This window comes from Acetobacterium wieringae (assembly GCF_001766835.1).
Taxonomy (GTDB): domain Bacteria; phylum Bacillota; class Clostridia; order Eubacteriales; family Eubacteriaceae; genus Acetobacterium; species Acetobacterium wieringae.
This window is the reverse complement of sequence record NZ_LKEU01000029.1, coordinates 1-25,092: the sequence shown is the minus strand read 5'-3', so window position 1 is coordinate 25,092 and position 25,092 is coordinate 1. Positions and strand designations below refer to the sequence as shown.

The following is a 25,092-nucleotide window of genomic DNA, read 5'->3' as shown; positions in this document are numbered from 1 at the left end:
TAGCTCCCTCAATATTGATATCTTTTTTAATATCAACAGGTATAAATTCAAAGCTCCTTTCGCCAATATTTAGTTATCTAGTCTATTCAAAAATATATTCATTTTTATCCTTTCGAAAGCTAAAAATAATAATCTATCAGCAAATCAACTAAACTGCCGGTGGGGCTAATCCAGACCTGCAGCTCCTTGGGGATGTTGGCATCACTGCGGACGTCCCGGAACCAGATGCCGGATTTGGTTTCGAGTTGTTTTAAGTATTTGCGGCCGTTGGTGGCAAAGAGCAAGGGCGCCTTGTAGCCGTTCCAGTTGCCGATGATGTAGGGGGCGTCGGCTTCCCGGACGGTTTGGGCGTAGGACTTGCACTGGTAGTCGATCACCGAGGAGCTGTAGATGGCGGAGCGTTTGGCTTCAATCATACCGACCAGTTTGGTGCCGACAAACAGGGCGTAGTCGGCATAGCCGCTTTTTCTGACGGTGGAGTCGGTGGGCCACTCGGCAATGGCCCGGGCTTTGCCCTTTTCGGGGCGGGCGCCACTGGCATAGGTGAGACTGACGGTGTCCGCCTCCCAGCCGACTTTGCGGAGCTGGCTGTCGATCAGGTATCGGGTCTGGGCTTCGCTGAGCTTAAGATGATCTGCTGCGGTTTTGGCCTGTTTGGCCCGTTGCGGAAGGGTGGCCGGGGTAACAGAAAAGTGTTTTTCAACAATGCTTTGCAGTTGGGCGATCAGGGCTTCTTTTTCGGCCAGCGCTTTTTTAAGAGTCTCTGTTTCAGCCGCTTCCTGTTTTTCATAAGCCCTCCGACTGGCTTGGCTATTTCCGGTATAGAGTCGTTCCTTGACAATTTTCCGGGGTTCTGGCAACGCAAAAACAACGGGCTGATAGCCCCAGTCGCCGTAGACCTGCATAAACCAGACACCCAGTTGCCAGGCCATTTCCAATAAGATCACCGCCTTGTCACTGCTGCCGTAGTCCTCATGGACCGCCCGGTTTCAGGCTTTACGCAGGGTATAGAAAACATCGTCAATTTCCGGTGAAATCAGCCCTTCCCGTTTCAGGACTTTGAGGCGATTGGCATGGGTGTTTTCGAGCTCCGGGGGCGTGACATTGTCAAAATCCAACATCAGATTGACCATGGTTTCGCCGAACAGTTCCAGTTTGATCAGGCAGGTATTACTGTCGGTGTGGAGGTAACCTTCGGCCAGGCTACCCAGGATGGCCAGTTCTGGAAAACGATCGTTTAAAAATGCATAATTTAATTTCATAAAACATCCCATCAGTTGTTTGATTGAGTCATCTTTATTTAGATGTAATGCTTGGAATTATTGTATCATTTAATTGCCGGTAATGAAAGATTATAAAACAAAAAGACGATCCGGCCCCCACTTGGATAACGAATGAATAAAAACGGGCCAACAAAAAAACAGCGACCTGACATCGCTGTTTTTTATTACTTCAAACACACTGACGCGGCTAGTGTTTCTTAACTCAGAATGTTTTATTATCATTACTTCTTTATTCAGTTGTTAACTGTTGTTCATTTTTATTCGATTTCTTAGCATCCCGGTGCTAGAATTAATTCAGACCATTTTTGCGGTCGTGTCAATTTTTCAGACGATGCTAATGACCAGCTACCGCCAAATCATACTACAGTTCCCGGCCGTCCCGGAGGCATTTAATCTGAACGATGCCCGGCCTATAAAAATTGAGCATCAAAAGATTGTCGTTTGCACAGCTCGCATTTTTACAGTTTCATCAGCTGACTCAACCATTTGTATTCCACCGTTTCCGGTTTAATATGCCAGACCTGATTGCCATTAATCACCCTCGTCATAACCTTTTTCTGATAAAGATGGTTTTTTAGGGTATACTATACCCTATCAGCAGACGATCAAACGGACTGAAATAAAAAGGAGGTGCCCGATGAAAAATGACACTGCACCCAACACAAAGTTATCCACCAACGTGATCCGGATCACCGTGATTGCTCTGGCCATTAATGCCCTGGACTATTTTTTAATCCGCAACCTGTTTTCTGACGTTGCCAACCCTGCTATTTTTTACGGTCTTGGTTTTATGGTGCTGTTTATGCCAGTGCTCGCTGTTTATCTGCACCGACAACAAAAAAGCGCTAATCCGGAGGACAACGACCAGCCTGACAGCTGTGAAATCGATAAAACTGCTTTAACCCGTGAAATTGATGAAAGTGAAGCCCGCTATCGGGTTCTGGTCGAAAACTCACCGGCAGGCATTATCACCTGTGACCTCGACGGTAACATCACCACCGTCAATCCGGCTACCCTGAAACTACTGGGATCGCCTTCCGCACAAGCCACCAAACAGATCAATGTGTTTACCTTCGGGCCCTTGGTTGAATGCGGTATCGCTGGCAGTCTGAAAAAAAGTCTGGAAACCGGAGAAATCGTCACCTGCGAAACTTTCTATACCACCAAATGGGGCAAAAAGGTTTATATGCGGATGCATTGTGCCCCGCTTCACAGCTTTTCCGGTGCCATCGTCGGGGTTCAGGGAATTCTTGAGGATTTCACGGCTAATAAAAAAGCCCAGGATCAACTTAAGACCTATTATCACGTCATTGAGCACAGTCCGGTGGCGGTGCTCATCAGTGATAATAAAGGGCAGATTGAATACATTAATCCCAAATATGTTGAGCTGACCGGTTATACCCCGGATGACGTCATCGGCAACAATGTCAGTATGTTATATGCCAGAGACCAAGCGTCAGCGGAATATTATCAAGAACTACTTCATGAGGTCCAGACGGGTAATGTCTGGCGTAGAGAAGCTTTTAATGTGCGCAAGAATGGCGAGGGTTACTGGGAGAATATTTCCGTCTCCCCGGTACTGGATGAAAATGGCCAAATTTATCATTTTGTTGTTTTGAAGGAAGATATCACCAAGCGCCGGGAGGAATCAGAAAAAGCAAAATACCTGGCCTATCATGACAGTCTGACCGGGTTGTCCAATCGCAGCCTTTTTTATGACCGACTGATGATAGCCGTGGCTAATGCCGCCCGTTATCAGAGCCAGATGGCGGTCATGTTTCTGGATCTTGACGGCTTCAAGGAAATTAATGACACCTATGGACATGATACTGGCGACGACGTTTTAAAGGCCGTCGCCGAACAGCTCAAAACAGTCATGCGCAAAGGCGATACCGTCGCCAGAATGGGTGGTGATGAGTTCACCCTGATTGTTCCGGAGTTTGAAGATATAAGGGATGTGGAATTAGTGGCCGAAAAAATTCTTAAGTCGCTGCGTCAGCCCTTAACGGAAAAAGCACTACTGGTTACCCCCAGCATCGGGATTGCCTTTTATCCCCAGCACGGCATCAATCATGAAGCCCTGTTAAGCCATGCCGACAAGGCCATGTATCAGGCCAAAAAACAGGGTAAAAATAATTATCAGATTTATGAACCGGATCAGGAAACCACAAATCCAGACCGGCACCAGTACAACACGTAGCCAATAAAACCAAACCCGCAAAAAAAGACAGCCATCACTAGCTGTCTTAACTGTTTTTTAATGGTCGGAGTGAGAGGATTTGAACCTCCGGCCTCATGGTCCCGAACCATGCGCTCTACCAAGCTGAGCCACACCCCGTAATATGTTGCATTTCCGACTCATATATTGTAAACTATAATAGATAAAAACACAATCATAAATTTAAATTTTTTCGATGTTAAGGAGGAACCCTACCATGCACAAAAGAAACCCACTCTATCGTGTTGGCGCATTGGTTTTAGTCGCCGTTATTGTTTTAAGTCTTCTTGTTGTTTACAGTTTCTAATCTGAATGAATATTCGCGTTATTGCTGTTGGAAAAATAAAAGAAAAATATTTAACCCAGGCTATTCAGGAATACACCAAACGACTAAGCGCCTATTGTCGCCTGGAATTAATCGAAGTTAAAGATGAGAAAATTCCAGAAAACGCCAGCGAAGCTCAGCGCCAAAAAGCCGTGGACAGTGAAGGACGCCGAGTTCTTTCTCATTTGAAAGATGATGAAATTCTGGCCACCCTGGAAATACAGGGCGATCAACTGGACTCACCAACTTTTGCCAGGAAAATCGAAAACTATGGCATTCAGGGAAAAAGCCAAATCACCTTTGTCATTGGCGGTTCCATCGGGCTTTCCCCTGAGATTACCAGTCGTTCACAATGGAAATGCTCCTTTTCTAAAATGACATTTCCCCACCAGTTATTTCGAGTGATGCTGTTAGAGCAAATCTATCGTTCCTTTAAGATAATCCGTGGCGAAACATATCATAAATAGCTAATTCAATTTAAACACTGAGAGGTAAAACATGCCGGACTATATACTAAAAGCCACCGCCGGAAACGGACAGATTCGGGTCTTTGCGGCAACGACACAGGGACTCGCCGAAACCGCCCGTAAGCTTCATCACACCAGCCCAGTCGTTACCCAGGCATTGGGCCGATTATTGACTGCCGGTTCACTGATGGGGTCAATGATGAAAAATGCGGATGAACTGATCACTTTAAAAATCGCCAGTGATGGCCCACTCAGCGGCTTATTGGTAACCGCCGATGCCAGCGGCAATGTCAAAGGTTATCCCTATGTCAGTGATCTTTCTGACACCATGGAATCCCCCATGCCGGTTTCAGAAGCCATTGGCGATGGTGCCTTGAACATTTTAAAAGATATCGGTTTAAAAGAGCCTTATGTTGGTTATTCACCACTTGTCAGCGGTGAACTGGCCGAAGATTTAACTTATTATTATGCGCAATCTGAACAAATTCCCACCTCGGTTTCCCTAGGCGTTTTATTAAATGATGATGGCACTGTCCGACAGGCTGGGGGATTTATTATTCAATTAATGCCGGATACCGATGATGACGTGATTGATGCCCTGGAAGCAGCCCTAGCTGATACCCCATCTTTGACCAAACAGCTTGACGAAGGAAAAACGCTGGAAGAAATTATGGAAGGTCTGTTTAAACACCTGAACTTAAAGATTTCCAAAACAGAAATCACCCGGTTTATTTGTGATTGCTCCCGCCAGCGTATTACCAAAGCACTGATATCGATTGGAAAAAAAGATCTAATCGACATGATCGCAGATCAGGAAGATATCGAAATCAACTGTGACTTTTGTAAGGAAAAATATCTCTTTACCCCCGAAGACCTACAGTCCATCCTGGATCGCATCATAGAAAAAGAGGGTTGATATGGCTATAAAATCGCGCTCCAGTGGTGTCTTGATGCCAGTTCCCGCCTTACCGGGGGATTACGGCATCGGAACGTTAGGCAGTGATGCCCGCACTTTTGTTGACCTGCTTCAATCCATGGGCTTTGGCTACTGGCAAATTCTGCCAGTAGGTCCTGTGGACAGCTGTTTTTCGCCATATAAAAGTACATCCGCTTTTGCTGGTAATCCCCTTTTGATTGACCTTGAACGGTTATACCAATGGGATTTATTAACTGCGGATGAACTGGCAACCGGTAAATCTACTGCTCCTGCTTACTCCATTAATTATCCCGATCTGATCTGCAATCGTCATTCTATTTTCAAGCTGGCTTTTTCTCGACTCACACCAAAGCAAAAAACAGACATTCAAAACTATGTCGAAGCCAACAGCGAGTGGCTTCCAGATTTTTCCTTATATACAGTTTTAGCCCAATATTATTCTGAAGAAGACTGGACTAAATGGGACAATCAGGATCTGATAAAGCGAACGCCAGCCGCACTTTCCATCGCCCGATCTGACTTTTGTGAAGAGATTAATTTTCAGAATTTTCTCCAATACACCTATGCTAAACAATGGTCGGCTCTTAAAGATTATGCTAATACAAAAGCGATAAAAATTATCGGCGATATGCCCATATATGTTGCGCATACCAGTGCCGATGTGTGGTGCCATCCGGAGCTTTTCCTGTTGGACGAAAAAGGCTCTCCCATTGAAATTTCCGGGGTTCCTCCAGACTATTTTGCCAAAAACGGTCAACTATGGGGTAATCCATTATATCGTTGGGATGTGATGAAAAAAGACCACTATTCCTGGTGGATGCGACGGATAAAAAAAGCACTGGCGGATTTTGACATGGTTCGAATCGATCATTTTCGGGGCTTTTCTGCATATTGGTCAGTCCCGGCAAGTGAAGCAACTGCCAAAAATGGTCGTTGGATTCCCGGCCCGGCGATGGATTTCTTCAGGCAATTGGAAAAGACCTTTCCCAAACCGAGTATCATTGCTGAAGATCTGGGGCTTCAGGATGAAGACCTGGTCAAATTGTTAAAAAACACCGGTTTTCCCGGAATGCGGATCATGGAATTTGCCTTCATTGATGATTTGGATAATATTCATCTGCCCCATAACTACAGCGCCAATACCGTAGCCTACTCAGGGACCCATGACAATAATACACTACTGGGGACTTTTTTTGACTACACCCCGGAACATCGTCGTTATGCTTTTGACTACTGCGGCTACACTGAGGCCTGGGAAAACCAATGGCAGATCGGCGGCCACCAGAGTCCTTCCTGTCGGGCTTTTATCCGCACCCTTTTTCAGAGTGCTGCCAATTTAGTCATCCTGCCCATTCAAGATATTTGCGGATATGGCTGCGACACACGCATGAATGAACCCGGAACCACAGCGAATAACTGGGTTTTTCGAATGACCCGGGACGGTCTTTTACAAATCGATGTTGATTGGTACAATCGTATCAATCATCTCTATCATCGAAAAGCTCTGTCTGTCATCTGACTACGGACGATCTGATTTCCTGATTTATTCTGCAAACCTTTACTTTAGCGCGCTAATGCAATACTGCGGATTGCGTAAATCAGTGTCATTAAAACAAGTGTCCGTATGATTCAAACATTTCTTAATATAAACTTGCAATAAAAGTGTAAACTTTGGTATAATAGCCACAGGTAAAAATTAGGAAAAAAAGAAAAAGGAGGACTTTACCTTGAAAAAACCTTTATCAGTATTATTGTCTCTGGCTTTGGTCGTAACCATGGCCGCTGGTTGTTCTAGCGGAACAACAACAACTTCTTCTGGGGATAGCGACGTCATTAAAATTGGCGTATTCGAACCCTTAACCGGTGCAAATGCCGCTGGTGGCGAGCTGGAAGTTGAAGGGGTCGAATTGGCCAACAAATTGCGTCCAGAAGTATTAGGCAAAAAGGTTGAATTGGTCATTGCTGATAACAAATCAGACAAGGCTGAAGCAACAACTGCTGCTGCCCGTTTAATTGAAAAAGACAAAGTTGTTGCCATCTTAGGTTCCTGGGGATCTTCACTCTCCATTGCTGCTGGTGACGTTGTCAAAACAAACCAAATTCCTGCCGTTGCGCTTTCAGCAACCAATCCACAGGTTACCGCCGGAAATGATTACTACTTCCGTGTTTGCTTCCTTGATCCTTTCCAGGGAACGGTCATGGCCAACTATGCGTCTAAAAAACTGAATGCAAAAAAAGTTGCCATCATCCAGGAAGTTTCCAATGACTACTCAGTTGGCTTAGCTAAATTCTTTACCGATTCTTTTGTTAAACTAACTGGCGATCCAAATGCCATCGTAGCTACTGGTAATTACAATACTGGCGATCAGGATTTCAACGGAATCTTAACCAATATTAAAGCTGCCAATCCCGATGCCATTTTTGCTCCTGGTAATTTCACCGAATCCGCATTGATTATCAAACAGGCCCGTGCTCTTGGCATCACTGCTCCATTTATTGGTGGTGATACCTGGGAAACAAACGAATTCATCACCGTTGGTGGTGCTGATGTAGAAGGCGCAGTCATGTCAACATTCTTTGACGATACCAATCCACTGACAGAAGCCGGTAAAACATTTGTTGCCGAATACAAAAAAGCTTATCCTGACCGTGAAAACATTGCAGCTGTAACAGCCCTTGGTTATGACGGCTACATGATGACCCTGGATGCGATTGAGCGAGCAGGATCTGCTGATCCTGTTGCCATCCGTGACGCACTGGCGGCCACTAAAGACTTTGAAGGCGCTACTGGGATGATTACCATTGATGCCAATGGTGACGCTACTAAAAATGAAGCGATCATTAAAACCGTTAAAGATGGTAAATTCACCTACATGGATTCCGTTACAATTGACTAACAAAAAGTCACAAATTACCATAAAGAAGTCATATTTTATGTGACTTCTTTTATGCGCAAGGGTGCGCAAAACAAAACGTACACTGTCTGTTTTGTTTGTGCTGCCTTCACAACAACTAACTTTGAGGGTATTTGTATGATCAGATACCCTCAATTTAAATTAAATGATATAACGAGGTTATAATTATGGTCGTTGGAATGACAATGGAAACATTCTTGCAGCAACTAATAAATGGTTTATCTCTTGGGAGTTTGTACGCGTTGATCGCCATCGGTTACACGATGGTTTATGGTATCTTAAGACTGATCAACTTTGCCCATGGCGATATCTTTATGATGGCTGCCTATTTCACATATTTTGGGATTGCCGTGTTCTTTCTTCCCTGGTATGTCACGTTTATTATTACAATTGGGTTAACCATTTTACTCGGTGTCACGATTGAACGGGTAGCCTATCGTCCGCTCCGTGATGCACCTAAAACATCACTATTAATTTCAGCGATTGGGGTATCATTTTTGCTTGAAAATGTTGCCACTTACTTATTTTCAGGAAAGCCACAAGCGTTTCCAGAATTCCCGCTTTTGACAACACCTTTCTTTATAGGCGGTTTGTCGATTCAACCGGTTTCTATTGTTATTCCAATTGTTGCGTTTATCTTGATGTCAGCACTACTTTTTATGATTAATAAAACCAAACTTGGTATGGCCATGCGGGCTGTCGCAGTCGATTATGATACCGCCAAACTCATGGGTATTAAGATCAATGGGGTCATTTCTTCAACCTTTGCCATCGGTTCTGCGCTAGCTGCCGTCGGTGCTATTTTATGGTGTATGAAATACCCATCGGTGTTACCCCTCATGGGCGTTGTTCCCGGATTAAAATGTTTTATTGCCGCCGTAATCGGTGGAATTGGTAATGTTAAAGGCGCCGTTCTTGGGGGCCTGATCCTCGGGTTTTCGGAAGTACTGATGGTCGCCTTCTTTCCAGCACTTACCGGTTACCGGGACGCCATCGCATTTGTCATCTTAATTATTATTCTGCTCTTTCTTCCCAATGGTCTCCTTGGTAAGAAACAAGTGGAAAAGGTTTAGGGGAGGTACCAAAAATGAACGAAACTCAAAACAGCCTCGGTGCCTACTTAAAACTTCACTGGAAAACAGCGGTTTTCTTAGTTGTTCTCCTGATTGGAATAGGTTTAGCCGATATTTTTGTTGATTCCTATATGCGTCGTTTACTGAATTTATGCGCAATTTATGTCATCGTCAGTTTGGCAATGAATCTGGTTAATGGTTTTACCGGTCAGTTTTCATTGGGACAGGCCGGTTTTATGGCGATCGGCGCCTATACAGTAGCGATCTTTACAGTGCCTGTTGAATCTCGTACGGCCATTTTTTATCTGGAACCGATGGCGCCTTTCTTAGCTAATATCCAGTTGCCCTTTGTGGTGGCATTGATTCTGGGTGGTCTGGCTTCAGTGGTGGTGGCCTTCTTTATTGGCTCCCCCTGTCTACGGCTTCGGGGTGATTATCTGGCCATCGCAACTCTCGGGTTTTCGGAAATTATTCGGATTGTCTTTACCAATACGCAATCGATCACAAATGGCGCCCTGGGTATTAAGAGTATTCCCACCATCAGCAGTCTCTGGTGGACCTATGGAACCGCTCTGCTGATCATTATCGCAACCATTTTACTTGTTTACTCGTCCTATGGCCGGGCCTTCAAGTCCATCCGGGAGGACGAAATTGCTGCCGAAGCGATGGGGGTTGGGCTCTTTAAAACAAAGATGACTTCCTTCCTGATTGGAGCATTTTTTACTGGCATCGGTGGTGGATTATTCGCCGCCCTATTGGGTACTGTTGATCCCAAACAGTTTTATTTCACCCTGACGTATAACTTTTTGCTGATCATTGTCCTTGGTGGAATGGGCAGCATCTCCGGAACCATCATTGCCAGTTTCCTGGTTACACTGGGACAGGAAGCCCTGCGTTTTCTGGATGAGCCCATGGCCTTCGGCCTGGATCTGCCGATCTTTCGACCCGGTCTGCGAATGGTTGTATTTTCATTCCTGCTGATGATTATCGTACTTTTCTATCGCAAAGGCTTAATGGGTACCAATGAACTCACCTGGGATTTCATGGCGCAGAAATTCCAGTCCATCAAGAAAAAACTGAGCCGAAAAAAGACCTCGACTGAAGGAGGTGGCAAGTAATGAGTCTGCTTAGAACAGAAAATGTCATCATGCAGTTTGGCGGTGTTGTCGCCGTCAACGACTTAAATATCAATATTAAAAAGGGTGAACTGGCTGCCCTGATCGGACCCAATGGGGCGGGTAAAACCACTGCCTTTAATGTCATCACCGGGGTTTATACGCCCACCAGCGGCAAGGTTCTTTTTACCCCAACCGATAAAAGCGGCACCGCCACTGAAATTGATATTACCGGTAAAAAGCCGGATAAAATCACAGCTCTGGGTGTCGCCCGAACCTTTCAGAACATCCGCTTATTCAAGGAATTGTCTGTTCTTGAAAATGTTCAGGTTGCTACCCACTTAAATACTGATTATAGTTTTTTATCTGCGATTTTGAGAACCCCCAAAGCCCGGAAGGGCGAAGCTCAGGCTAAAGCCGACTGTGAATTTTTGCTGGAACGATTGGGACTTATTGATTTAAGAAATGAAAAAGCTTCATCGCTCCCCTATGGACAACAGCGGCATCTGGAAATTGCCCGGGCCTTGGCAACCAAGCCACAGTTACTGCTGCTTGATGAGCCAGCAGCCGGAATGAATCCTCAGGAAACTGATGAACTGACGGATCTGATTTTTAAACTGAAAACGGATTTTGATCTGACCATTTTTATGATTGAACATCATATGGATCTGGTCATGGAAATTTCTGATCATATCTATGTATTGGATTTTGGCTGTACCATCGCCAAAGGAACCCCAGATGAGGTTCAGAATAATCCTAAGGTTATTGAAGCATATTTGGGGGTAGACGCCGATGTTGAAGATTAGTAATTTACAGGTCGCTTATGGCGGTATTGAAGCGGTTAAGGGCATTGATCTGGAAGTGCCAGAAGGCAAAATCGTGACTCTGATCGGAGCCAATGGGGCGGGAAAAAGCACCACGCTGCGAGCCATTGTCAATTTGGTTAAATCAAAAGCTGGCAGCATCACCTATAACGGTGAAGAACTGCTGGGCCTTGATACCACCAAAGTCGTTGACAAGGGTATTACTCTGGTTCCGGAAGGACGGCATGTATTTCCCGATCTGACAGTGCTGGAAAATCTCAAGATTGGCGCTTATATGCGCAAGGATAATCTGGACGCCGACATCAAGCATATTTACAGTCTCTTCCCCCGGCTGGAAGAACGTTCCTGGCAGGCCGCAGGCACCTTATCCGGTGGCGAGCAGCAAATGCTTGCAGTTGGTCGGGCCATGATGAGCCGGCCAAAACTATTGATGATGGATGAACCATCCTTGGGTCTGGCCCCCTTGGTTGTTCAGGGTATTTTTGATATCATCGAGACCCTTAATAAAGAAGGAATGACCATTCTTTTAATTGAACAAAATGCCAATATGGCCCTTCGGGTCGCTGATTATGCCTACGTACTGGAAACAGGCAAGATTACCAAAGCTGGAACTGGCCGGGAACTACTGGCTGATGAAAGCATTAAAGAAGCCTATCTGGGCAAAAGCCAACGAAACAAATAAGAAAAACTCCAATTATTCAGTTTTGAATAATTGGAGTTTTTTTATCGTCGCGAAATAATGACTTTGTTATTAATCGTCAGCGTTTTGTTAAACACCCGTTTGAATTTTTTGCCACATTCGTTGATGATCATATTATCAAATACTGAATGACCGGTTGTGAGGACATTCAGCTGGACTTCTTTTTCCAGAATCACGCAATTCACATCCTTGACGACACCATCCATACTGCGATCCAGATATTCTGATATTTGCAGAAACAAGCTCAATTGATCGATGAGGTGCCGCTCTTCATTCTGGAGCAGCCCCATGTATTCTTCCGAAATATGGATTTTTTTATTGGTACGATGATTAAGCGCAATAAAGGCACTCATTAAAAGCTCTTTCTGTTCGATCCCCAACAAACCGGAGTTTAAAATAATATAAAAACTATGCTCGTGATGATTTCCAAATTGAAGCTTGATGCCAACATCATGAAGCATGGCCGAGGCCCGGATCATCTTGCGGACGTCTTCTTTGATGCCATGGAGTGGTTTGAGCTGCTCAAACAGGTTTTCGGTCAGCTTCAGCACATGATAGGCGTGAGGGATATTCACATTAAAGTTTAGCATGATATTGACCAGCGACAATTCAAAAATATCATAAACGAGATTGTCTTCATTATAGCCAAAATAATCGTAGATGATCCCATCCCGTAACCCGGCATTACTGATAATGAGTTCTGGCGAATCAATATATCTCATGACCCGTTCGAGGGTGTGGCTTGATCCCACAAAAATATCGATTCGTCCCTTGGACAATCCTTTAAGATTTGAACGTTCCGCTAAATTCATACTGGCGGCCATTTCGCAGATCCGCTTGACATCATTGGATTTCATCCGATAATTATGGGCAATTTCCAAAGGATAATCGATGAAACTCCGGTGGATCCGGCCAACATTTCGAATTGTCCCACCCACGCCAATAACCGGCAACCCCTCAGCCTTTTTAAGGATTGCAATCGTACTAAATGCTTCTTTTAAAAACTCATCGAGAGCTTTCAGTTTTTTCTCTGATACCTCGTCGGTCAAATCAAATTTTTCGGCCAAATCGATGGAACCAAAGGGCAAACTCACCGCCTCTACCTTCTTGCGGTCTTTGATCAGCACAAACTCGGTACTCCCACCGCCGATGTCCATCAGCAAGGCGTCTTTAACATCAAGGGTGTTAATCGCGCCCAGGTAATCCATTGAAGCCTCGACTTCTCCGGGAATAATGGCCACATCCAAACCGACTTCGGTTTTAATTCGCGCCACATAGTCAGCTCCATTTGATGCTTTACGAACCGCTGCCGTTGCTACCGCAATCACCTTTTCGATCCCATAGGCATCACACATACTGACAAACATGGTCAGGGTTTCAATTCCAAAGTCCATCCGATCCTGCTGGAGTTTTCCGGTTTCAGCCAGCTTATCATTTAGACGGACATTCACCTTGACATCATCGATAATCTGAAAATATTCATTGTTGTAGTATTCACCAATCACCAGATGGACACTGTTTGAGCCAATGTCGATGACCCCGATATTTCGTCTATCCATTGCTATTCTCCCTCAATATTATGTTTTATAACGGCTTTATTCTTGACCTGTTCAAATTCTGCTTCAGCTTCTTTGCAGAAGTAATCCTGACAGGAAAGCAATTCCTTGCCACGTTTGTCAACCCGGATATACTCTCCTGTTTCAGTCATTATCCGGGTTTTGATGGTGTCTTTTAAGGTAATCTCCAAAATGTGTTTTAATTTTTTCTTTAAGCTCTCTTCTTCAACCGGAAACAGGGTCTCAATTCGCCGGTTCAGGTTTCGCTCCATCCAATCGGCACTGGACAGAAAAATATCTTCCTTGCCCTGGTTGTAAAAATAATAGATCCGGCTGTGTTCCAGGAAGGTTCCCACAATGCTGTGAACCGTGATGTGCTCACTGATGCCCGGTAACCCTGGTTTGAGTGAGCACATTCCCCGAACAATCAGTTGAATTTCCACCCCAGCCTGAGAGGCCTCATAAAGCTTGTTGATGATATCTTCATCGACAAGGGCATTCATTTTGGCAAGGATTTTACCTTTTTCTCCCATTTTGACATTTTCAATTTCCCGGTCAATGGCGATGTAAAAGGCATTTCTGAGCGTTTTCGGCGCCACCTCGATCTTTTTCCACAAGGTGTAGTGACTGTAGCCGGACAGGAGGTTAAACAGGGTTGAAACATCCGACCCATAACTCTCTTTAGCGGTGAACATTCCCAAATCGGTATAAAGACCGGCGGTCACATCATTATAATTCCCGGTTCCGAGATGGACATACCGCCGGATCCCATCGGACTCTTTGCGAACCACCAGAATCATTTTACAATGGATTTTTAGCCCCACCAGCCCATAAATGACATGACACCCAGCCTGCTCCAGTTTCTTCGCCCAGACAATATTATTGGCTTCGTCAAAGCGCGCTTTGAGTTCGACCAATACAGTAACCTGTTTACCATTTTGGGCTGCCTGAATCAATGCTTCAATGATTGGCGAGTCGCCACTGACCCGATACAACGTTTGTTTGATGGCCAGCACATCGGGATCGATGGATGCCGCCCGGACAAAATCAACCACTGTTTGAAAAGACTGATACGGATGGTGCAAGAGGCGATCCTTCTCCCGGATGACTTCAAAGATGTCGTCAACCTCATAGAATTCATTGGAGATAAGCGGGGTATAGCGGGGCTCCCGGAGTTCATTAAACTCGCTGCGGTTCTGAAATTTCATAAAGCAGGTCAAATCCAGGTTTCCCTTGAGTTCATAAAGCTCACTTTCGACAATTTCCAATTCATGCATCAACCATTTTTTCATTTTTTTACTCATGTCCCGGGTTACTTCCAGTTTAATGCTGGCTCCCCATTTACGTTGCTGAATTGATTTCTCAATTTCAATCAGTAAATCCTCGGCTTCATCCTCATCGATGGCTAAATCGCCATTACGGGTAATCCGGAATTCACTGACCTGCTTGACATCATAACCGGTAAAAAGTTCATTTACAAACGGGCTGATTAAATCTTCAATAAAAATATAGTTTAGCACTTCCGACTCTTTCGCTTTCGGTAAGGCAATGATTCGATCCAGAACCTTGGGGATTTCCAGGATCGCCATAAAATCTTTTTCATCCTTAATCTTCGCCTCGGTGTCATGGAGCATGATACACAGATAAACCTGATTGTTTTTTACTAACGGAAACGGGCGACTGTTGTCAATTGCTTGTGGCGTCAAAACCGGATAACACTCATGCCGGAAATAATGAAGGGCAAAGTCTTTGCCTTCCTCATTCAGTTCATCATAACGCAAAAAAAAGATATTATTCTGATTAAGCTCCGGAATGATCGATTTTGATAAGCAGGTATACTGCCGGGCCATCATTTCCTGAGTCATGCTGTTAAGAACTGCCAACTGTTCGATCGGGGTTAGTCCATCTACCGATTTTTTGTTGTAGCCAACATTAATCTGATCCATAATCCCAGCAACCCGTACCATAAAAAACTCATCCAGATTCGATGCCGTAATCGCCAAAAATTTCAACCGATCCATTACCAGGTTGCATTTGTCATAAGCCTCGTCTAATACCCGGTAATTAAAATCCAGCCAACTGATTTCACGGTTTATAAATAATCTACTTTTCATGATTCAACCCTCTTAATCTTTAATATCGGTTTAATGCCATAAACATTCTCCATGGTTGCCCGACTTGCCTTAAAGAAATACTCTTCCAACTGAAAATTTTTCCCGGTGGTTAATTCAAGCATCAGTTTTTCGTCCTTGACATGACAGTGAAGGTTTTGTATTTTTTGCTGATAACTCTTATCCAGGGCAATGGCTAGCTTTAAAATAGCTGCCAGTTTAGCTACCAGCAACTGTTCTTTTTCATCACTGGAATGAACCTTTTCTTCCACTTTAATAAAATTCGTTTTAACCGCCTCGGCGACCTTACCCATCACCGCTTTCTCTTCCTGGTTAACCCCGATAATGTCGGTTGTTTCAATAATATAGCGGCTTTGCACCCAAAAATTTTTATGATCAATAAAACTGCCCACCTCCATCAGATAACAGAGCATCGATAAGAGCTGCCGCTCTCTTTTTCCCAGTTGGTGATATTTTTTGAGCGAGTCAAATATCTTTAAGCTGATTTTTTCAACAAATTCCGAATGCCTGTGACTGGTATGATACTTTTTACCGATGGTTTTAGCAGAAAGATAACTGCCCTCTTCGATCCATTCAATCAACTGTTGTTTTTTTGTGATCTGGAATTCAAAATCCAAAAAAGCATCGCCGATAATCATCGGAATCAAAATAAAGGTTTCGACGCCTGTTTCAGCCAGTAGCTTTAAATAAAGCATCAGGGTATGATTCAGGGTTTCTGCTTCGCTCTGATCCAAAAGTGGGTACTTTTTCAATAATTGGTTCACGGTCAGATCGCCCGCCACCTTGCACAGCTTCCCAAAATCCTCAGCATTGATCACATAATAATCCCGTCGTTCCGTGAAGCCACAAAGCTGGGCAATAACATCAACTTCGTGGGAGGATACAAAAAGTCTTTTAATGTGGCGTTTTCTGATGTTTTCAACAATATCCTGGGTATTGATGGAGATGAACTCCATCAATAGCGTTTCAAAGCGCTCCGAGTTTTCTTCAATGGATTTCAGGATTTCCTTCATTTTTAAATAACCCAGCTCAGCGGTCTGATGATAATCAATAATGCCATTTTTTAGAAGTGCCACTGACACATTCCCGCTGGAGATGGACGCCAGCATCTGATCCTCTTTTGTATCAGTGATTATATTAAATTCCGGGTCGCATTTTAACACCATATGGCGATAAATAAGATGGGTTTCTTCTTCCTTGTCGAGAATTTCCACCTCGTAACCACCGGTATTGATTTTGATTTGTTCAAGAATATAAAGCCGATTTCTGGCTTCACGGAGAGCTGTTGTTCCAAATATTTTAATCGATTCAACGCCGTAGGTTTTAGACATTTCGATGTATTCATTAATCGTTTGACACAAGGCATATACAGATTTAAATGAGATCTCCCCTTTAGTAAAGCTCTGACTCCCAAAATTAATGGGAAACATGGCTCGATCCAATATTTTAATGCAGCCTTTGCCCCGCTGTCCAACGATCAGTTCACAACGGATTGAACCAATATAGATTACTGAAAACCGCTTAATCATAAACGTCACCTCGCATTCTTTTTTCTATTTTATCACAATTTAAACACTTTTTTTGTTAAAACTAATCGAAACACTGATTTTTTTTCAATAAAACAGCTCATCAGGGTAGTTATGTTTTCAGCGCTAGCGCTTTTATGTTACAATAGTAAAAGACTTTACATCAGGAGGAAAATCTTTTGCTTGGAACCATTATCAATGCCGCCGCCATTGTTGTCTGCGGCCTCATCGGCCTATTATTTAAACGGGCTTTACCACAACGTCTCTGTGAAACCATTACCCAAGGTCTGGGACTGGGCGTAGTTGTCATTGGCATCACGATGACCATCGAAACCGAAAACATTATGCTGATGCTGCTGAGTCTATTATTTGGCGGCATCCTGGGGGAACTGATCAATATTGAAAAACAATTAAAACGAATTGGCGACAGTCTGGAAAAAAAGATGAAAAACAATAGCAATAATATCTCCCACGGCTTTGTCAGTGCCTCCCTGCTTTTCTGCACCGGCTCAATGGCCATTATGGGTGCTTTGGAAAATGGGCTCACCGGGACGGTCAGTATTCTTCTGAGCAAGTCGCTCTTGGATGGTATTTTTTCGATGATTCTCTCATCGACTTTAGGAATCGGCGTCGTCTTTTCCGCTATTCCAGTTCTTCTCTACCAGGGCAGCATTTCACTTTTAGCTGGCTCAGTCAAAACCCTGCTCTCTCCGGAAATGATCACCGAAATGAATGCTGTTGGTGGCGTTCTAATCATGGCCATTGGTATTAATATGCTTAAAATCAAAGATCTTAAGGTCGGCAACCTGCTGCCAGCAGTTTTTATGCCGATTCTGTTTATCTGGATCATGGGAATTTTGGGAATTTAGCATAAAAAAAGTGTAGAATTCAAAACCGATTCGGTTAAATTCTACACTTTTTAAGCAAGCCATCATTATGACTTCTTTTATACTAATTGAAAACGCTGTTTAGACTTCTGAAAATGCGTTTTTATCAACGCCACATTCTGGACATACCCAATCTTCAGGAATATCGGCAAACGCAGTTCCAGCTGCTACCCCGTTGTCTGGATCTCCTAATTCTGGATCATATACATAACCACAGATATCACATTCAAATTTTTGCATTGTATTTCTCCTTTACTCTTAGAATGACATATTTCTATTATAATCATTCTAAGCAATATTACAATGTTTTTTTTTTACTATTCAGTTTTTTCTCGCAATTTTCATTAAAAAGCAAATGCGTCAGATGAATTGTCGAAGATTGGCCGCACCGATCAAACCGGCTTCATTTCGAAAGGTAGCCAGCACAATTTCAGGCATTGCATACTGGGGATAGGTTAAACAACTTTTGGCGCTGGCCTGAATCCGGTTTAAAAGAAAATCTCCAGCCTCAGACAAGCCACCACCAATTACGAATATCCCGGGATCTATGAGATCGTTGATGTTGGAAATGGCCCAACCTAAATATTTAGCCAGCCGATTGACTGCTGCCAACGCCAGTACATCGCCAGCTTTGGCAGCATCAAAAATTCGTTTGGCATCATAAGTGTCGTCTTTTTTTAATTCGGACTCCACGCCTTCATCTAGTTGTTTCTGACAATAGCGAATCAGTGCTGTTGCCGAAGCAAAGGTTTCAAGACAGCCGTTTTTGCCGCAATTGCAGTCGTAGAAATTTTCTTCCATGATCATGTGGCCGGCTTCTGAGGCGACCCCATGGGCTCCCGAAATAATCCGATCATTGATGATCACACCACCACCGACACCGGTGCCAAGGGTTAATAACACCGAGCTGGTTCGACCCCGAGTGCTGCCAAATGCCGCTTCAGCAATACAAGCTGCCGTGGCATCATTAACCAGAAGCACCTCAAGTGCCAGGACTGCTTCGAGATCTTGCTTTAGTGCTTTGTTCTTCCAATTAAGATTAGGACAGGAAACGACGGTTGATCCATCCCCTGAGAGGATTCCGGGAATTCCGATTCCCACGGTGGTTTCTTCCGGTGAAAGCTGAACCAGTTCGTTTATTAATGCAGCAAGATCACTCACTACACGATCATAGCCCATTTGGCTTTGGGTTTTGACTCGCCGTTCTTCCTGAATGACACCCCGATGATTGACAATACCACCTTTAATTGCGGTGCCACCTAAATCAATACCGATTCCCATCCTATTCCTCCCTTTTTAACTGATGGCTGTGGTTGATAATCCCGCCATCGAATTAAGACTAATCAACGACACACCTAGACTAAGACCAGCGGCTACCACTTCCAGTCCAATCACTGGAAGCGCCGTTTTTTTGTAACTCACACCGTAGACAATGGCCAGACCAATAATGGTCAGGACAATCTGCCAGATATTGAAAATGCTGAAAATCCCTCCCAGGAAGGCCACCCAATCCATCTCATAAACCTTGGTCATATCAATCGGTTTTTGAAAGAAAATATTGAGAATGTTCTGGAAAATTTTGGGGAAATAACTCAGGCCGACCACATACACTGCTGTCTTAAACGAACCCTCACCCCCCATTTTCTTTAACACCAGATTAAAGATGGCTGCCTTCACCACCATGGCAACTGCCACGCTGATGATCCCGGAGATGATTCCGGTAACAATGCTAATGGTTTTAACCATTCCCATCTGATCAGCTGGCAGATCCATGGTGCCTACCACATTTCCGGCAATGACACCTGTTAAACAGCCGATCATGGCAATAATCAAAATTGGGATAATCAGAGAATGTTTTTCTTTTTCGGCAACCTGTTTAAAAAATCTGACCGGATTAATTAATAAATATAAATAGTTCATCCTTACTCCTTCTCGTTTCAAATTTTTATCCTGTCTTTGCAACCGCTTATTCACACCTTAAAAATTGCAAGCTCAGTTATTTTTATTATCGCTTTCTGATATTTTTGCGCTCTTTCACTATTCACTGCGGATCGCATCCAGGGAACTGAGATTGGCTGCTTTGATAGCCGGACGAACGCCGGACAAGAGCCCGACCAGCGCCGAAAAAAACAAGGCAAAAACAACCAGACCGGGGGTGATGTAGGAAATCGTCACACCCCCTTCACCACCGATAAATAAACCCGCAATCAGATTGATCAGTACCGATAGCACCAGGCTGATGACAATCCCCACCAGACCGCCGATCAATCCAATCATGGTTGATTCGGCAATAAACATGTTGCGGATATCCGAAATCGATGCCCCAATGACCTTCATGATCCCAATTTCCTTGGTGCGTTCATAAATGGACATGGTCATGGTATTGACAATTCCGATACAGGCAACCAACAAAGCGACCCCACCGATACCACCCAGCAGAATCTGAAGCATCTGAAAGACGCTGCCCATCGAATCCAAAATCTGTTGCATCGAAAAGACTGTAAATTTCATCGCTTCAACTTCAGAAGTGACATCATTTACCACCGAAGAATCCTCGACGGTCACCAACGCCTGGGAATAGCCCTGCTTCTTGACATTGGCTTTCCTCCCGGTCTGCCATTCGTTCAGGTCTGTCACTAGATGATAGTCAGCGATGATCGAGTAATCCTCATTTCCCCCAGTGGCTTCCAGCACACCAGTCACCTTCAGCTTCTGAGTCTTTATCTCTTCTTCGCCGTTGGCATTGGTACGTTTGATGGTCATGGTAATGTTCTGGCCTATTAGATCTTCCGGTTTAACCTCACTGGCTTCGAGTTGGGTTGACGCACCGGTGTAGGTAAAGCTGGTTAATACATCTTTGCCAAGGATCACACTGTTTTCATCGTTGGCTCCAGGCTTTTTACCACTGGTTGTAACATAGCGCATATCTTCCAGGACAGCATAGTCCACGCCCATCAGAGAAACCCCATATTGCTCACGATCAACTTCTATTTCCCCGCCGCTTAGATTGACCACCGGCGTAACCGCCACGACCCCATCGATTTTCTTTAAATCTTTGATGGCATCATCATTAAGGATTGCTTTATCGTCCGTTTTTCCACCACCCATCGCAGTCATCCCCATCGAAGAGAGATCCTGATAGACCTGTAGCGTGGTCACAGAACCAATCCCGGACAATTCATCCGTAATGCTCTTTTGAGCCCCGTTTCCAATGGAAACCATCACGATGATCGAGGCCGTTCCGATGACTACCCCAATAATTGTGAGGATTGTTCGAAATTTCATCCGCCAGAGATTCTCCCAGGATAATCGCAGGAGTTCTTGCTTATTCACACCTTCACCCCGCTAAGCGCCAATGCCAAAGATGACTCTGAGAAATTTTTGAAAAAAGTTCTCGTCTCCCGATTCCGCCGTCTGAGTTGTGGCTTCCTCAGAAACAATGGTAATGTTCTTTTCGATTACCCGTTCATTATTGAAACTGTCCATGTATTTTACGGATATTTTCCCGGGAAATTCACCACTTTGACTCGTGGTGACATCAGCGGAGAAGTCATCGTTATCATCTTTTTCGAAGGTGCCATAATACTGATAATCTTTGGAGAAATCGACACCATCAGCAGATACACTAACCTGCACCCCACGCACCGGATTTGATCCAAAATTAGCAATTTCAAAATTGATCGGGGTAACCCCTTTATCATTCTTAGCTAAAACAAAACGATCTGGGGCAATAATCGACATCGATTCACTTTCATTGATTACAATCCCCACTGTTTCTGTGAAATTATAAACACTGCCACCACTGGTTTCGCAATTGATTTGCAAATTTAAATTATAATTTTTAGCCTCAGCATTTGGTGATGTCACCATGGGAATCTCAATCGTTGCACTTTCACCAGAAGGAATTTCTTCCCGATAGAAATGACTGCCGCTTCCTACCATCGAAAAGACCCCCAAGTCATTCGCGCCCGACTGGGACAATACATCCAGGGTTACATTATGGGCATCATAGTCACCGTGATTGGTTAAGGTAACCACCATCTTGAATTCCTTACCGGGTGATACCGTCGCCGGATTGAAAGTGACTGAACTGATCTGAAGCAACGGTTGTTCCGGTGCCGCCAAAGCTGTTGGCATAAAACATAATGATAGCAGGATAATCACCAATAGGGCTGAAAGCAGCGGTTTTGTCTTCATTTCGATTTTTGTTCTTTCTTTCATAATTTCTCCATTTCTTTGAGTATTCATTCTGATCAATGTTTATTGATTGACTTCGGCCTCAATCAGGCCATCACACATGTGGATTACCTTGGTACAGTATTTAGTCGTATCCGGATCATGGGTGACGATGACAAAGGTCTGCTTCTCTTCCCGATTGAGTCGGGTAATCATTTCCATGATGTCGGCACTGGTTTTGGAGTCCAGATTACCGGTTGGCTCATCGGCCAGAATTATTTCCGGATGATTAACCAGCGCCCGGGCAATACTCACCCGCTGTTGTTGGCCTCCAGAAAGTTCACTTGGTTTGTGTCCCATCCGATCCACTAAGCCAACAACTTCCAGCGCTTCCTGTGCCCGTTGTTGCCGGATTTCTTTTTTGACCCCGGCAAAGGTTAGTGCCAGTGCAACGTTTTCCATGGCTGTCATGGTGGAAATCAGATTATAGGACTGAAAAATAAAGCCAAGATGCTCCCTGCGAAACAGACACAGTTCATTTTCAGTCATGTCGCTGATGCGATAATCACGAATCATAATGTCGCCGGAAGTAGGCGGTACCAGTCCCCCCAGAACGTTTAAAAAGGTGGATTTGCCTGATCCTGAAGGACCAAGCAGGGCCACCATTTCTCCCTGTTCAATATCCAGATCGATTCCCTTGAGGATATGAATGTCTTCCTTCCCCAACTTGAAATCTTTGTGCAAATCTCTGACTTGAATAAATATTTAGATCGCCCCGCTTTCATTTTATCTTTTTCAACCATTTAATTGCAGATTATTATAACACAAATCAACACAAATTATTCCAGATTTAGTCTTTTTTTCATAATGGTTAGGGTCGTGTAATAAAAACCCACTCCCATTACCACATTAAGTACGGTTGAACTATTAAGAAGCCAATTGATGGTAGTGATGGCATCGCTGCCATTTAGAACACTGTTCTCCAGATTTCCGATGGCAAAAACAGTCATAAAAATCGACATGATAATCTGGAGTGCAATCGTAATGACGATATAAGCCCCAAACGCAGCGACAATCCGGTGCTGATTAAATAATTGGCCAATGGCTATGGCTGCATAGATCATCAGAATCGAAGCAACGGTTTCAACCAGTAAAAAAATGATCATTTCAAAAATAAAAAAATTCAGTTCCATTCCAGTCTGCAGGTAAAACATTGAGTAAGCTGACCGGATCGCCTGAGTCAACTCCATCATCGAAAAGTTCCCCAGCGAGAAGATAAAAAAAGTCAAAAAAATCATAATTGTACAAACAGCCGACCAGATTAGGCCAACGACAAGTTTGGAGCATACCAGCTCCCAGGTTTTAACTGGCAGCGAAAACATCAGGTAGCCTTCGTCAGTAAATAAATTTTTATAAAAGCGCTGAATGATCATGACCAACGTCATCACACATATGGCTACTACCAGCACAAAATAGAGAGTGAAGCTGATACCTAAAATGATTTCCGCTACCTTATTATTGGATACCGCTTCAGAAAAGAAATCCGGAGCACCAATTGCCATCACCAATTTGGTGAAAACTGTTAAAATCAACAGGGCGCCGTAAAGAGGAATAAAAATTCGGCTGGTGGCCCTAGTTTCATGCTTAATTAATTTTGCTAACATTTAAAAACCTCCCTGAATAATCCATCCACAGACTTATTATGGGTTTCCCGGATTTCATCCACACTGGAACTCAATGCCAGTTCGCCCTGATTAATAAAAATAATGTCATCCAATATCTGCTCAACATCAGCAATCAAATGCGTCGAAATAATTACCGAGGCCTCTTCTTTATAATTGGTGATGATCGTATTCAATATATAGTCTCTGGCGGCTGGATCCACCCCTCCAATGGGCTCATCCAGGAGGTAGAGCTCAGCTTGACGGCTCATCACCAGGATCAGTTGCACTTTCTCCTTGGTTCCCTTGGACATGGTCTTGAGTCGATCATCAGGGTTGATATTTAGATCTTTTAACATGTTTTCAGCTTTAATGCGATTAAAGTCAGTATAAAAATCTTCAAAGAAAGCAATGATTTCACTGACCCGCATCCAATCATTTAGGTAGGTTCGTTCCGATAAATATGATACTTTCGCTTTGGTGTCGACCCCTGGAGGCTGACCGTCAATAATAATTTCCCCTGCTGTTGGCACCAACAAACCAGCTGCTATCTTTATAAAGGTGCTTTTCCCGCTGCCGTTTGGTCCCAGTAATCCAATGATCCGGCCCCGAGATATTTCCAGGTTGATTTGGGAAAGGGCTGTTTTCTTTCCATAGCTTTTGGTTAAATTCTTAGTGCTTAATATGGTCATCTTCCTTCTCCCCTTCCTCGATCTTTTCCATCAATTCCAATATTTCATTACGACCCATCCCCAACTTTTTCATTTTTTCAAGGAATGCGCTAATTTCCTGAACTGCCAAACCCTTTTTTGCTTCTTCTATCACTTTCATATCCTCCGTAATAAATCTGCCGCTGGTTCGTTGTGCAAAGACGAGTCCCATTCTTTCCAGTTCTGCCAATGCTTTTTGCATCGTATTGGGATTGACGCCTGCATCCATTGCCATCTCTCTCACTGATTCAAGTTTTTCTCCCGGTGCATAAATACCGGAAATGATTCTAAGCTCTATTTGTTCCACCAACTGTTTATAGATGGGGCGATCGGAATCGATAATCCATTTCATGGCTGTCCTCCTTTGTATTATTGTATTACTTGATTAATACAATAATACTATTTAATTAAATTGTCAAGCGTTATTAAACAAAAAAGAAAAAAACAGAACTCCGAGAGCCAATGTCATTAAGTTAACGAAATAACGAAAGAGTCTTATGCTTGAAAAAGCGTAGGGCTTTTTTTATTTGTATAGATAAAAAAACTTGACAATATTATAAAAAAATGTGGCGAAGCCCCTTAAATAT

At 43.8% G+C, this 25,092-nt stretch carries 24 protein-coding genes and 1 tRNA gene; 10 read left to right on the top strand and 15 right to left on the bottom strand.

All coding sequences use genetic code 11. The features are described 5' to 3' along the window. Positions 1-119: 119 nt before the first annotated feature. On the bottom strand, positions 120-947 hold the full coding sequence (locus ACWI_RS09110) for a type I restriction endonuclease (protein ID WP_139142346.1): 828 nt from the start codon (positions 945-947) through the stop codon (positions 120-122). A gap of 42 nt (positions 948-989) precedes the next feature. Further along, complete coding sequence (locus ACWI_RS09105; protein ID WP_070371129.1) at positions 990-1,262, bottom strand: hypothetical protein; 273 nt, start codon at positions 1,260-1,262, stop codon at positions 990-992. Between the two features lie 658 nt (positions 1,263-1,920). On the opposite strand from ACWI_RS09105, the gene ACWI_RS09100 reads away from it, so the two are divergent. Continuing rightward, complete coding sequence (locus ACWI_RS09100; RefSeq protein ID WP_070371128.1) at positions 1,921-3,483, top strand: sensor domain-containing protein; 1,563 nt, start codon at positions 1,921-1,923, stop codon at positions 3,481-3,483. Between the two features lie 61 nt (positions 3,484-3,544). Here the strand turns inward: ACWI_RS09100 and ACWI_RS09095 are convergent. Next, positions 3,545-3,621, bottom strand: a tRNA-Pro gene (locus ACWI_RS09095). A gap of 192 nt (positions 3,622-3,813) precedes the next feature. Here ACWI_RS09095 and rlmH point away from each other — a divergent pair. From rlmH to ACWI_RS09055, 8 genes are all read left to right on the top strand, one after another. Further along, on the top strand, positions 3,814-4,293 hold the full coding sequence (gene rlmH, locus ACWI_RS09090) for a 23S rRNA (pseudouridine(1915)-N(3))-methyltransferase RlmH (protein ID WP_070371127.1): 480 nt from the start codon (positions 3,814-3,816) through the stop codon (positions 4,291-4,293). A 31-nt stretch (positions 4,294-4,324) separates the two neighbouring features. After that, positions 4,325-5,209 (top strand): Hsp33 family molecular chaperone HslO, encoded by an 885-nt coding sequence (gene hslO, locus ACWI_RS09085; RefSeq protein ID WP_070371126.1) that lies wholly within the window; start codon positions 4,325-4,327, stop codon positions 5,207-5,209. 1 nt (position 5,210) lies between these two features. Further along, complete coding sequence (gene malQ / locus ACWI_RS09080; RefSeq protein WP_070371125.1) at positions 5,211-6,749, top strand: 4-alpha-glucanotransferase; 1,539 nt, start codon at positions 5,211-5,213, stop codon at positions 6,747-6,749. 208 nt (positions 6,750-6,957) lie between these two features. Further along, on the top strand, positions 6,958-8,127 hold the full coding sequence (locus tag ACWI_RS09075; RefSeq protein WP_070371124.1) for an ABC transporter substrate-binding protein: 1,170 nt from the start codon (positions 6,958-6,960) through the stop codon (positions 8,125-8,127). Between the two features lie 197 nt (positions 8,128-8,324). Beyond that, the gene (locus tag ACWI_RS09070; RefSeq protein WP_070371226.1) at positions 8,325-9,218 is read left to right on the top strand and encodes a branched-chain amino acid ABC transporter permease; all 894 of its coding nucleotides are present in this window, start codon (positions 8,325-8,327) and stop codon (positions 9,216-9,218) included. Between the two features lie 14 nt (positions 9,219-9,232). Further along, on the top strand, positions 9,233-10,336 hold the full coding sequence (locus ACWI_RS09065) for a branched-chain amino acid ABC transporter permease (protein WP_070371123.1): 1,104 nt from the start codon (positions 9,233-9,235) through the stop codon (positions 10,334-10,336). Further along, positions 10,336-11,139, top strand: a complete 804-nt coding sequence (locus tag ACWI_RS09060) for an ABC transporter ATP-binding protein (protein ID WP_070371122.1) — start codon at positions 10,336-10,338, stop codon at positions 11,137-11,139. Before ACWI_RS09065 ends, ACWI_RS09060 begins: the two co-directional genes overlap by 1 nt. Further along, positions 11,126-11,839 carry an ABC transporter ATP-binding protein gene (locus ACWI_RS09055; RefSeq protein WP_070371121.1) on the top strand — a complete coding sequence of 238 codons (714 nt, stop codon included), beginning with the start codon at positions 11,126-11,128 and terminating at the stop codon, positions 11,837-11,839. Before ACWI_RS09060 ends, ACWI_RS09055 begins: the two co-directional genes overlap by 14 nt. A gap of 41 nt (positions 11,840-11,880) precedes the next feature. Here the strand turns inward: ACWI_RS09055 and ACWI_RS09050 are convergent, their stop codons facing one another. The 3 genes from ACWI_RS09050 to ACWI_RS09040 are packed head-to-tail and all read right to left on the bottom strand — an operon-like array spanning position 11,881 to position 17,074. Beyond that, on the bottom strand, positions 11,881-13,416 hold the full coding sequence (locus ACWI_RS09050; RefSeq protein ID WP_070371120.1) for a Ppx/GppA phosphatase family protein: 1,536 nt from the start codon (positions 13,414-13,416) through the stop codon (positions 11,881-11,883). A gap of 2 nt (positions 13,417-13,418) precedes the next feature. After that, positions 13,419-15,527: an RNA degradosome polyphosphate kinase gene (locus tag ACWI_RS09045; RefSeq protein ID WP_070371119.1), complete on the bottom strand. Its 2,109-nt coding sequence runs from the start codon at positions 15,525-15,527 to the stop codon at positions 13,419-13,421. Further along, positions 15,524-17,074 carry a Ppx/GppA phosphatase family protein gene (locus ACWI_RS09040; RefSeq protein ID WP_070371118.1) on the bottom strand — a complete coding sequence of 517 codons (1,551 nt, stop codon included), beginning with the start codon at positions 17,072-17,074 and terminating at the stop codon, positions 15,524-15,526. The genes ACWI_RS09045 and ACWI_RS09040 overlap by 4 nt, the downstream gene beginning before the upstream one ends. 176 nt (positions 17,075-17,250) lie before the next feature. Here ACWI_RS09040 and ACWI_RS09035 point away from each other — a divergent pair, with 176 nt between their 5' ends. Then, the gene (locus tag ACWI_RS09035; protein ID WP_070371117.1) at positions 17,251-17,940 is read left to right on the top strand and encodes a DUF554 domain-containing protein; all 690 of its coding nucleotides are present in this window, start codon (positions 17,251-17,253) and stop codon (positions 17,938-17,940) included. A gap of 99 nt (positions 17,941-18,039) precedes the next feature. Here the strand turns inward: ACWI_RS09035 and rd are convergent, their stop codons facing one another. The 9 genes from rd to ACWI_RS08990 all read right to left on the bottom strand — a co-directional run bounded on the left by rd (position 18,040) and on the right by ACWI_RS08990 (position 24,857). Next, a complete protein-coding gene (gene rd / locus ACWI_RS09030; RefSeq protein ID WP_070371116.1) occupies positions 18,040-18,198 on the bottom strand; it encodes a rubredoxin in 159 nt (52 codons plus the stop codon). A gap of 120 nt (positions 18,199-18,318) precedes the next feature. After that, positions 18,319-19,239: an ROK family protein gene (locus tag ACWI_RS09025; RefSeq protein WP_070371115.1), complete on the bottom strand. Its 921-nt coding sequence runs from the start codon at positions 19,237-19,239 to the stop codon at positions 18,319-18,321. 15 nt (positions 19,240-19,254) lie between these two features. Then, complete coding sequence (locus ACWI_RS09020) at positions 19,255-19,878, bottom strand: Yip1 family protein (protein WP_070371114.1); 624 nt, start codon at positions 19,876-19,878, stop codon at positions 19,255-19,257. Between the two features lie 117 nt (positions 19,879-19,995). Continuing rightward, the gene (locus ACWI_RS09015; protein WP_070371113.1) at positions 19,996-21,243 is read right to left on the bottom strand and encodes an ABC transporter permease; all 1,248 of its coding nucleotides are present in this window, start codon (positions 21,241-21,243) and stop codon (positions 19,996-19,998) included. A 60-nt stretch (positions 21,244-21,303) separates the two neighbouring features. Further along, on the bottom strand, positions 21,304-22,179 hold the full coding sequence (locus ACWI_RS09010) for a COG1361 S-layer family protein (RefSeq protein ID WP_070371112.1): 876 nt from the start codon (positions 22,177-22,179) through the stop codon (positions 21,304-21,306). A 39-nt stretch (positions 22,180-22,218) separates the two neighbouring features. After that, entirely contained in the window at positions 22,219-22,899 is a 681-nt protein-coding gene (locus ACWI_RS09005; RefSeq protein WP_070371111.1) for an ABC transporter ATP-binding protein, read from the bottom strand. A 74-nt stretch (positions 22,900-22,973) separates the two neighbouring features. Continuing rightward, entirely contained in the window at positions 22,974-23,798 is an 825-nt protein-coding gene (locus ACWI_RS09000; RefSeq protein ID WP_070371110.1) for a hypothetical protein, read from the bottom strand. Then, on the bottom strand, positions 23,792-24,487 hold the full coding sequence (locus tag ACWI_RS08995) for an ABC transporter ATP-binding protein (protein ID WP_070371109.1): 696 nt from the start codon (positions 24,485-24,487) through the stop codon (positions 23,792-23,794). Before ACWI_RS08995 ends, ACWI_RS09000 begins: the two co-directional genes overlap by 7 nt. Continuing rightward, the gene (locus ACWI_RS08990; protein ID WP_070371108.1) at positions 24,468-24,857 is read right to left on the bottom strand and encodes a GntR family transcriptional regulator; all 390 of its coding nucleotides are present in this window, start codon (positions 24,855-24,857) and stop codon (positions 24,468-24,470) included. Before ACWI_RS08990 ends, ACWI_RS08995 begins: the two co-directional genes overlap by 20 nt. Between the last annotated feature and the right edge of the window lie 235 nt (positions 24,858-25,092).

Bases quoted from the DNA above. Each gene is read 5' to 3' on its own strand.
- ACWI_RS09105 (WP_070371129.1), bottom strand. From the start codon at position 1,262: ATGAAATTAAATTATGCATTTTTAAACGATCGTTTTCCAGAACTGGCC.
- ACWI_RS09100 (WP_070371128.1), top strand. From the start codon at position 1,921: ATGAAAAATGACACTGCACCCAACACAAAGTTATCCACCAACGTGATC.
- rlmH (WP_070371127.1), top strand. From the start codon at position 3,814: ATGAATATTCGCGTTATTGCTGTTGGAAAAATAAAAGAAAAATATTTA.
- hslO (WP_070371126.1), top strand. From the start codon at position 4,325: ATGCCGGACTATATACTAAAAGCCACCGCCGGAAACGGACAGATTCGG.
- malQ (WP_070371125.1), top strand. From the start codon at position 5,211: ATGGCTATAAAATCGCGCTCCAGTGGTGTCTTGATGCCAGTTCCCGCC.
- ACWI_RS09070 (WP_070371226.1), top strand. From the start codon at position 8,325: ATGACAATGGAAACATTCTTGCAGCAACTAATAAATGGTTTATCTCTT.
- ACWI_RS09065 (WP_070371123.1), top strand. From the start codon at position 9,233: ATGAACGAAACTCAAAACAGCCTCGGTGCCTACTTAAAACTTCACTGG.
- ACWI_RS09060 (WP_070371122.1), top strand. From the start codon at position 10,336: ATGAGTCTGCTTAGAACAGAAAATGTCATCATGCAGTTTGGCGGTGTT.
- ACWI_RS09055 (WP_070371121.1), top strand. From the start codon at position 11,126: ATGTTGAAGATTAGTAATTTACAGGTCGCTTATGGCGGTATTGAAGCG.
- ACWI_RS09050 (WP_070371120.1), bottom strand. From the start codon at position 13,416: ATGGATAGACGAAATATCGGGGTCATCGACATTGGCTCAAACAGTGTC.
- ACWI_RS09045 (WP_070371119.1), bottom strand. From the start codon at position 15,527: ATGAAAAGTAGATTATTTATAAACCGTGAAATCAGTTGGCTGGATTTT.
- ACWI_RS09040 (WP_070371118.1), bottom strand. From the start codon at position 17,074: ATGATTAAGCGGTTTTCAGTAATCTATATTGGTTCAATCCGTTGTGAA.
- rd (WP_070371116.1), bottom strand. From the start codon at position 18,198: ATGCAAAAATTTGAATGTGATATCTGTGGTTATGTATATGATCCAGAA.
- ACWI_RS09025 (WP_070371115.1), bottom strand. From the start codon at position 19,239: ATGGGAATCGGTATTGATTTAGGTGGCACCGCAATTAAAGGTGGTATT.
- ACWI_RS09020 (WP_070371114.1), bottom strand. From the start codon at position 19,878: ATGAACTATTTATATTTATTAATTAATCCGGTCAGATTTTTTAAACAG.
- ACWI_RS09015 (WP_070371113.1), bottom strand. From the start codon at position 21,243: ATGAAATTTCGAACAATCCTCACAATTATTGGGGTAGTCATCGGAACG.
- ACWI_RS09010 (WP_070371112.1), bottom strand. From the start codon at position 22,179: ATGAAAGAAAGAACAAAAATCGAAATGAAGACAAAACCGCTGCTTTCA.
- ACWI_RS09000 (WP_070371110.1), bottom strand. From the start codon at position 23,798: ATGTTAGCAAAATTAATTAAGCATGAAACTAGGGCCACCAGCCGAATT.
- ACWI_RS08995 (WP_070371109.1), bottom strand. From the start codon at position 24,487: ATGACCATATTAAGCACTAAGAATTTAACCAAAAGCTATGGAAAGAAA.
- ACWI_RS08990 (WP_070371108.1), bottom strand. From the start codon at position 24,857: ATGAAATGGATTATCGATTCCGATCGCCCCATCTATAAACAGTTGGTG.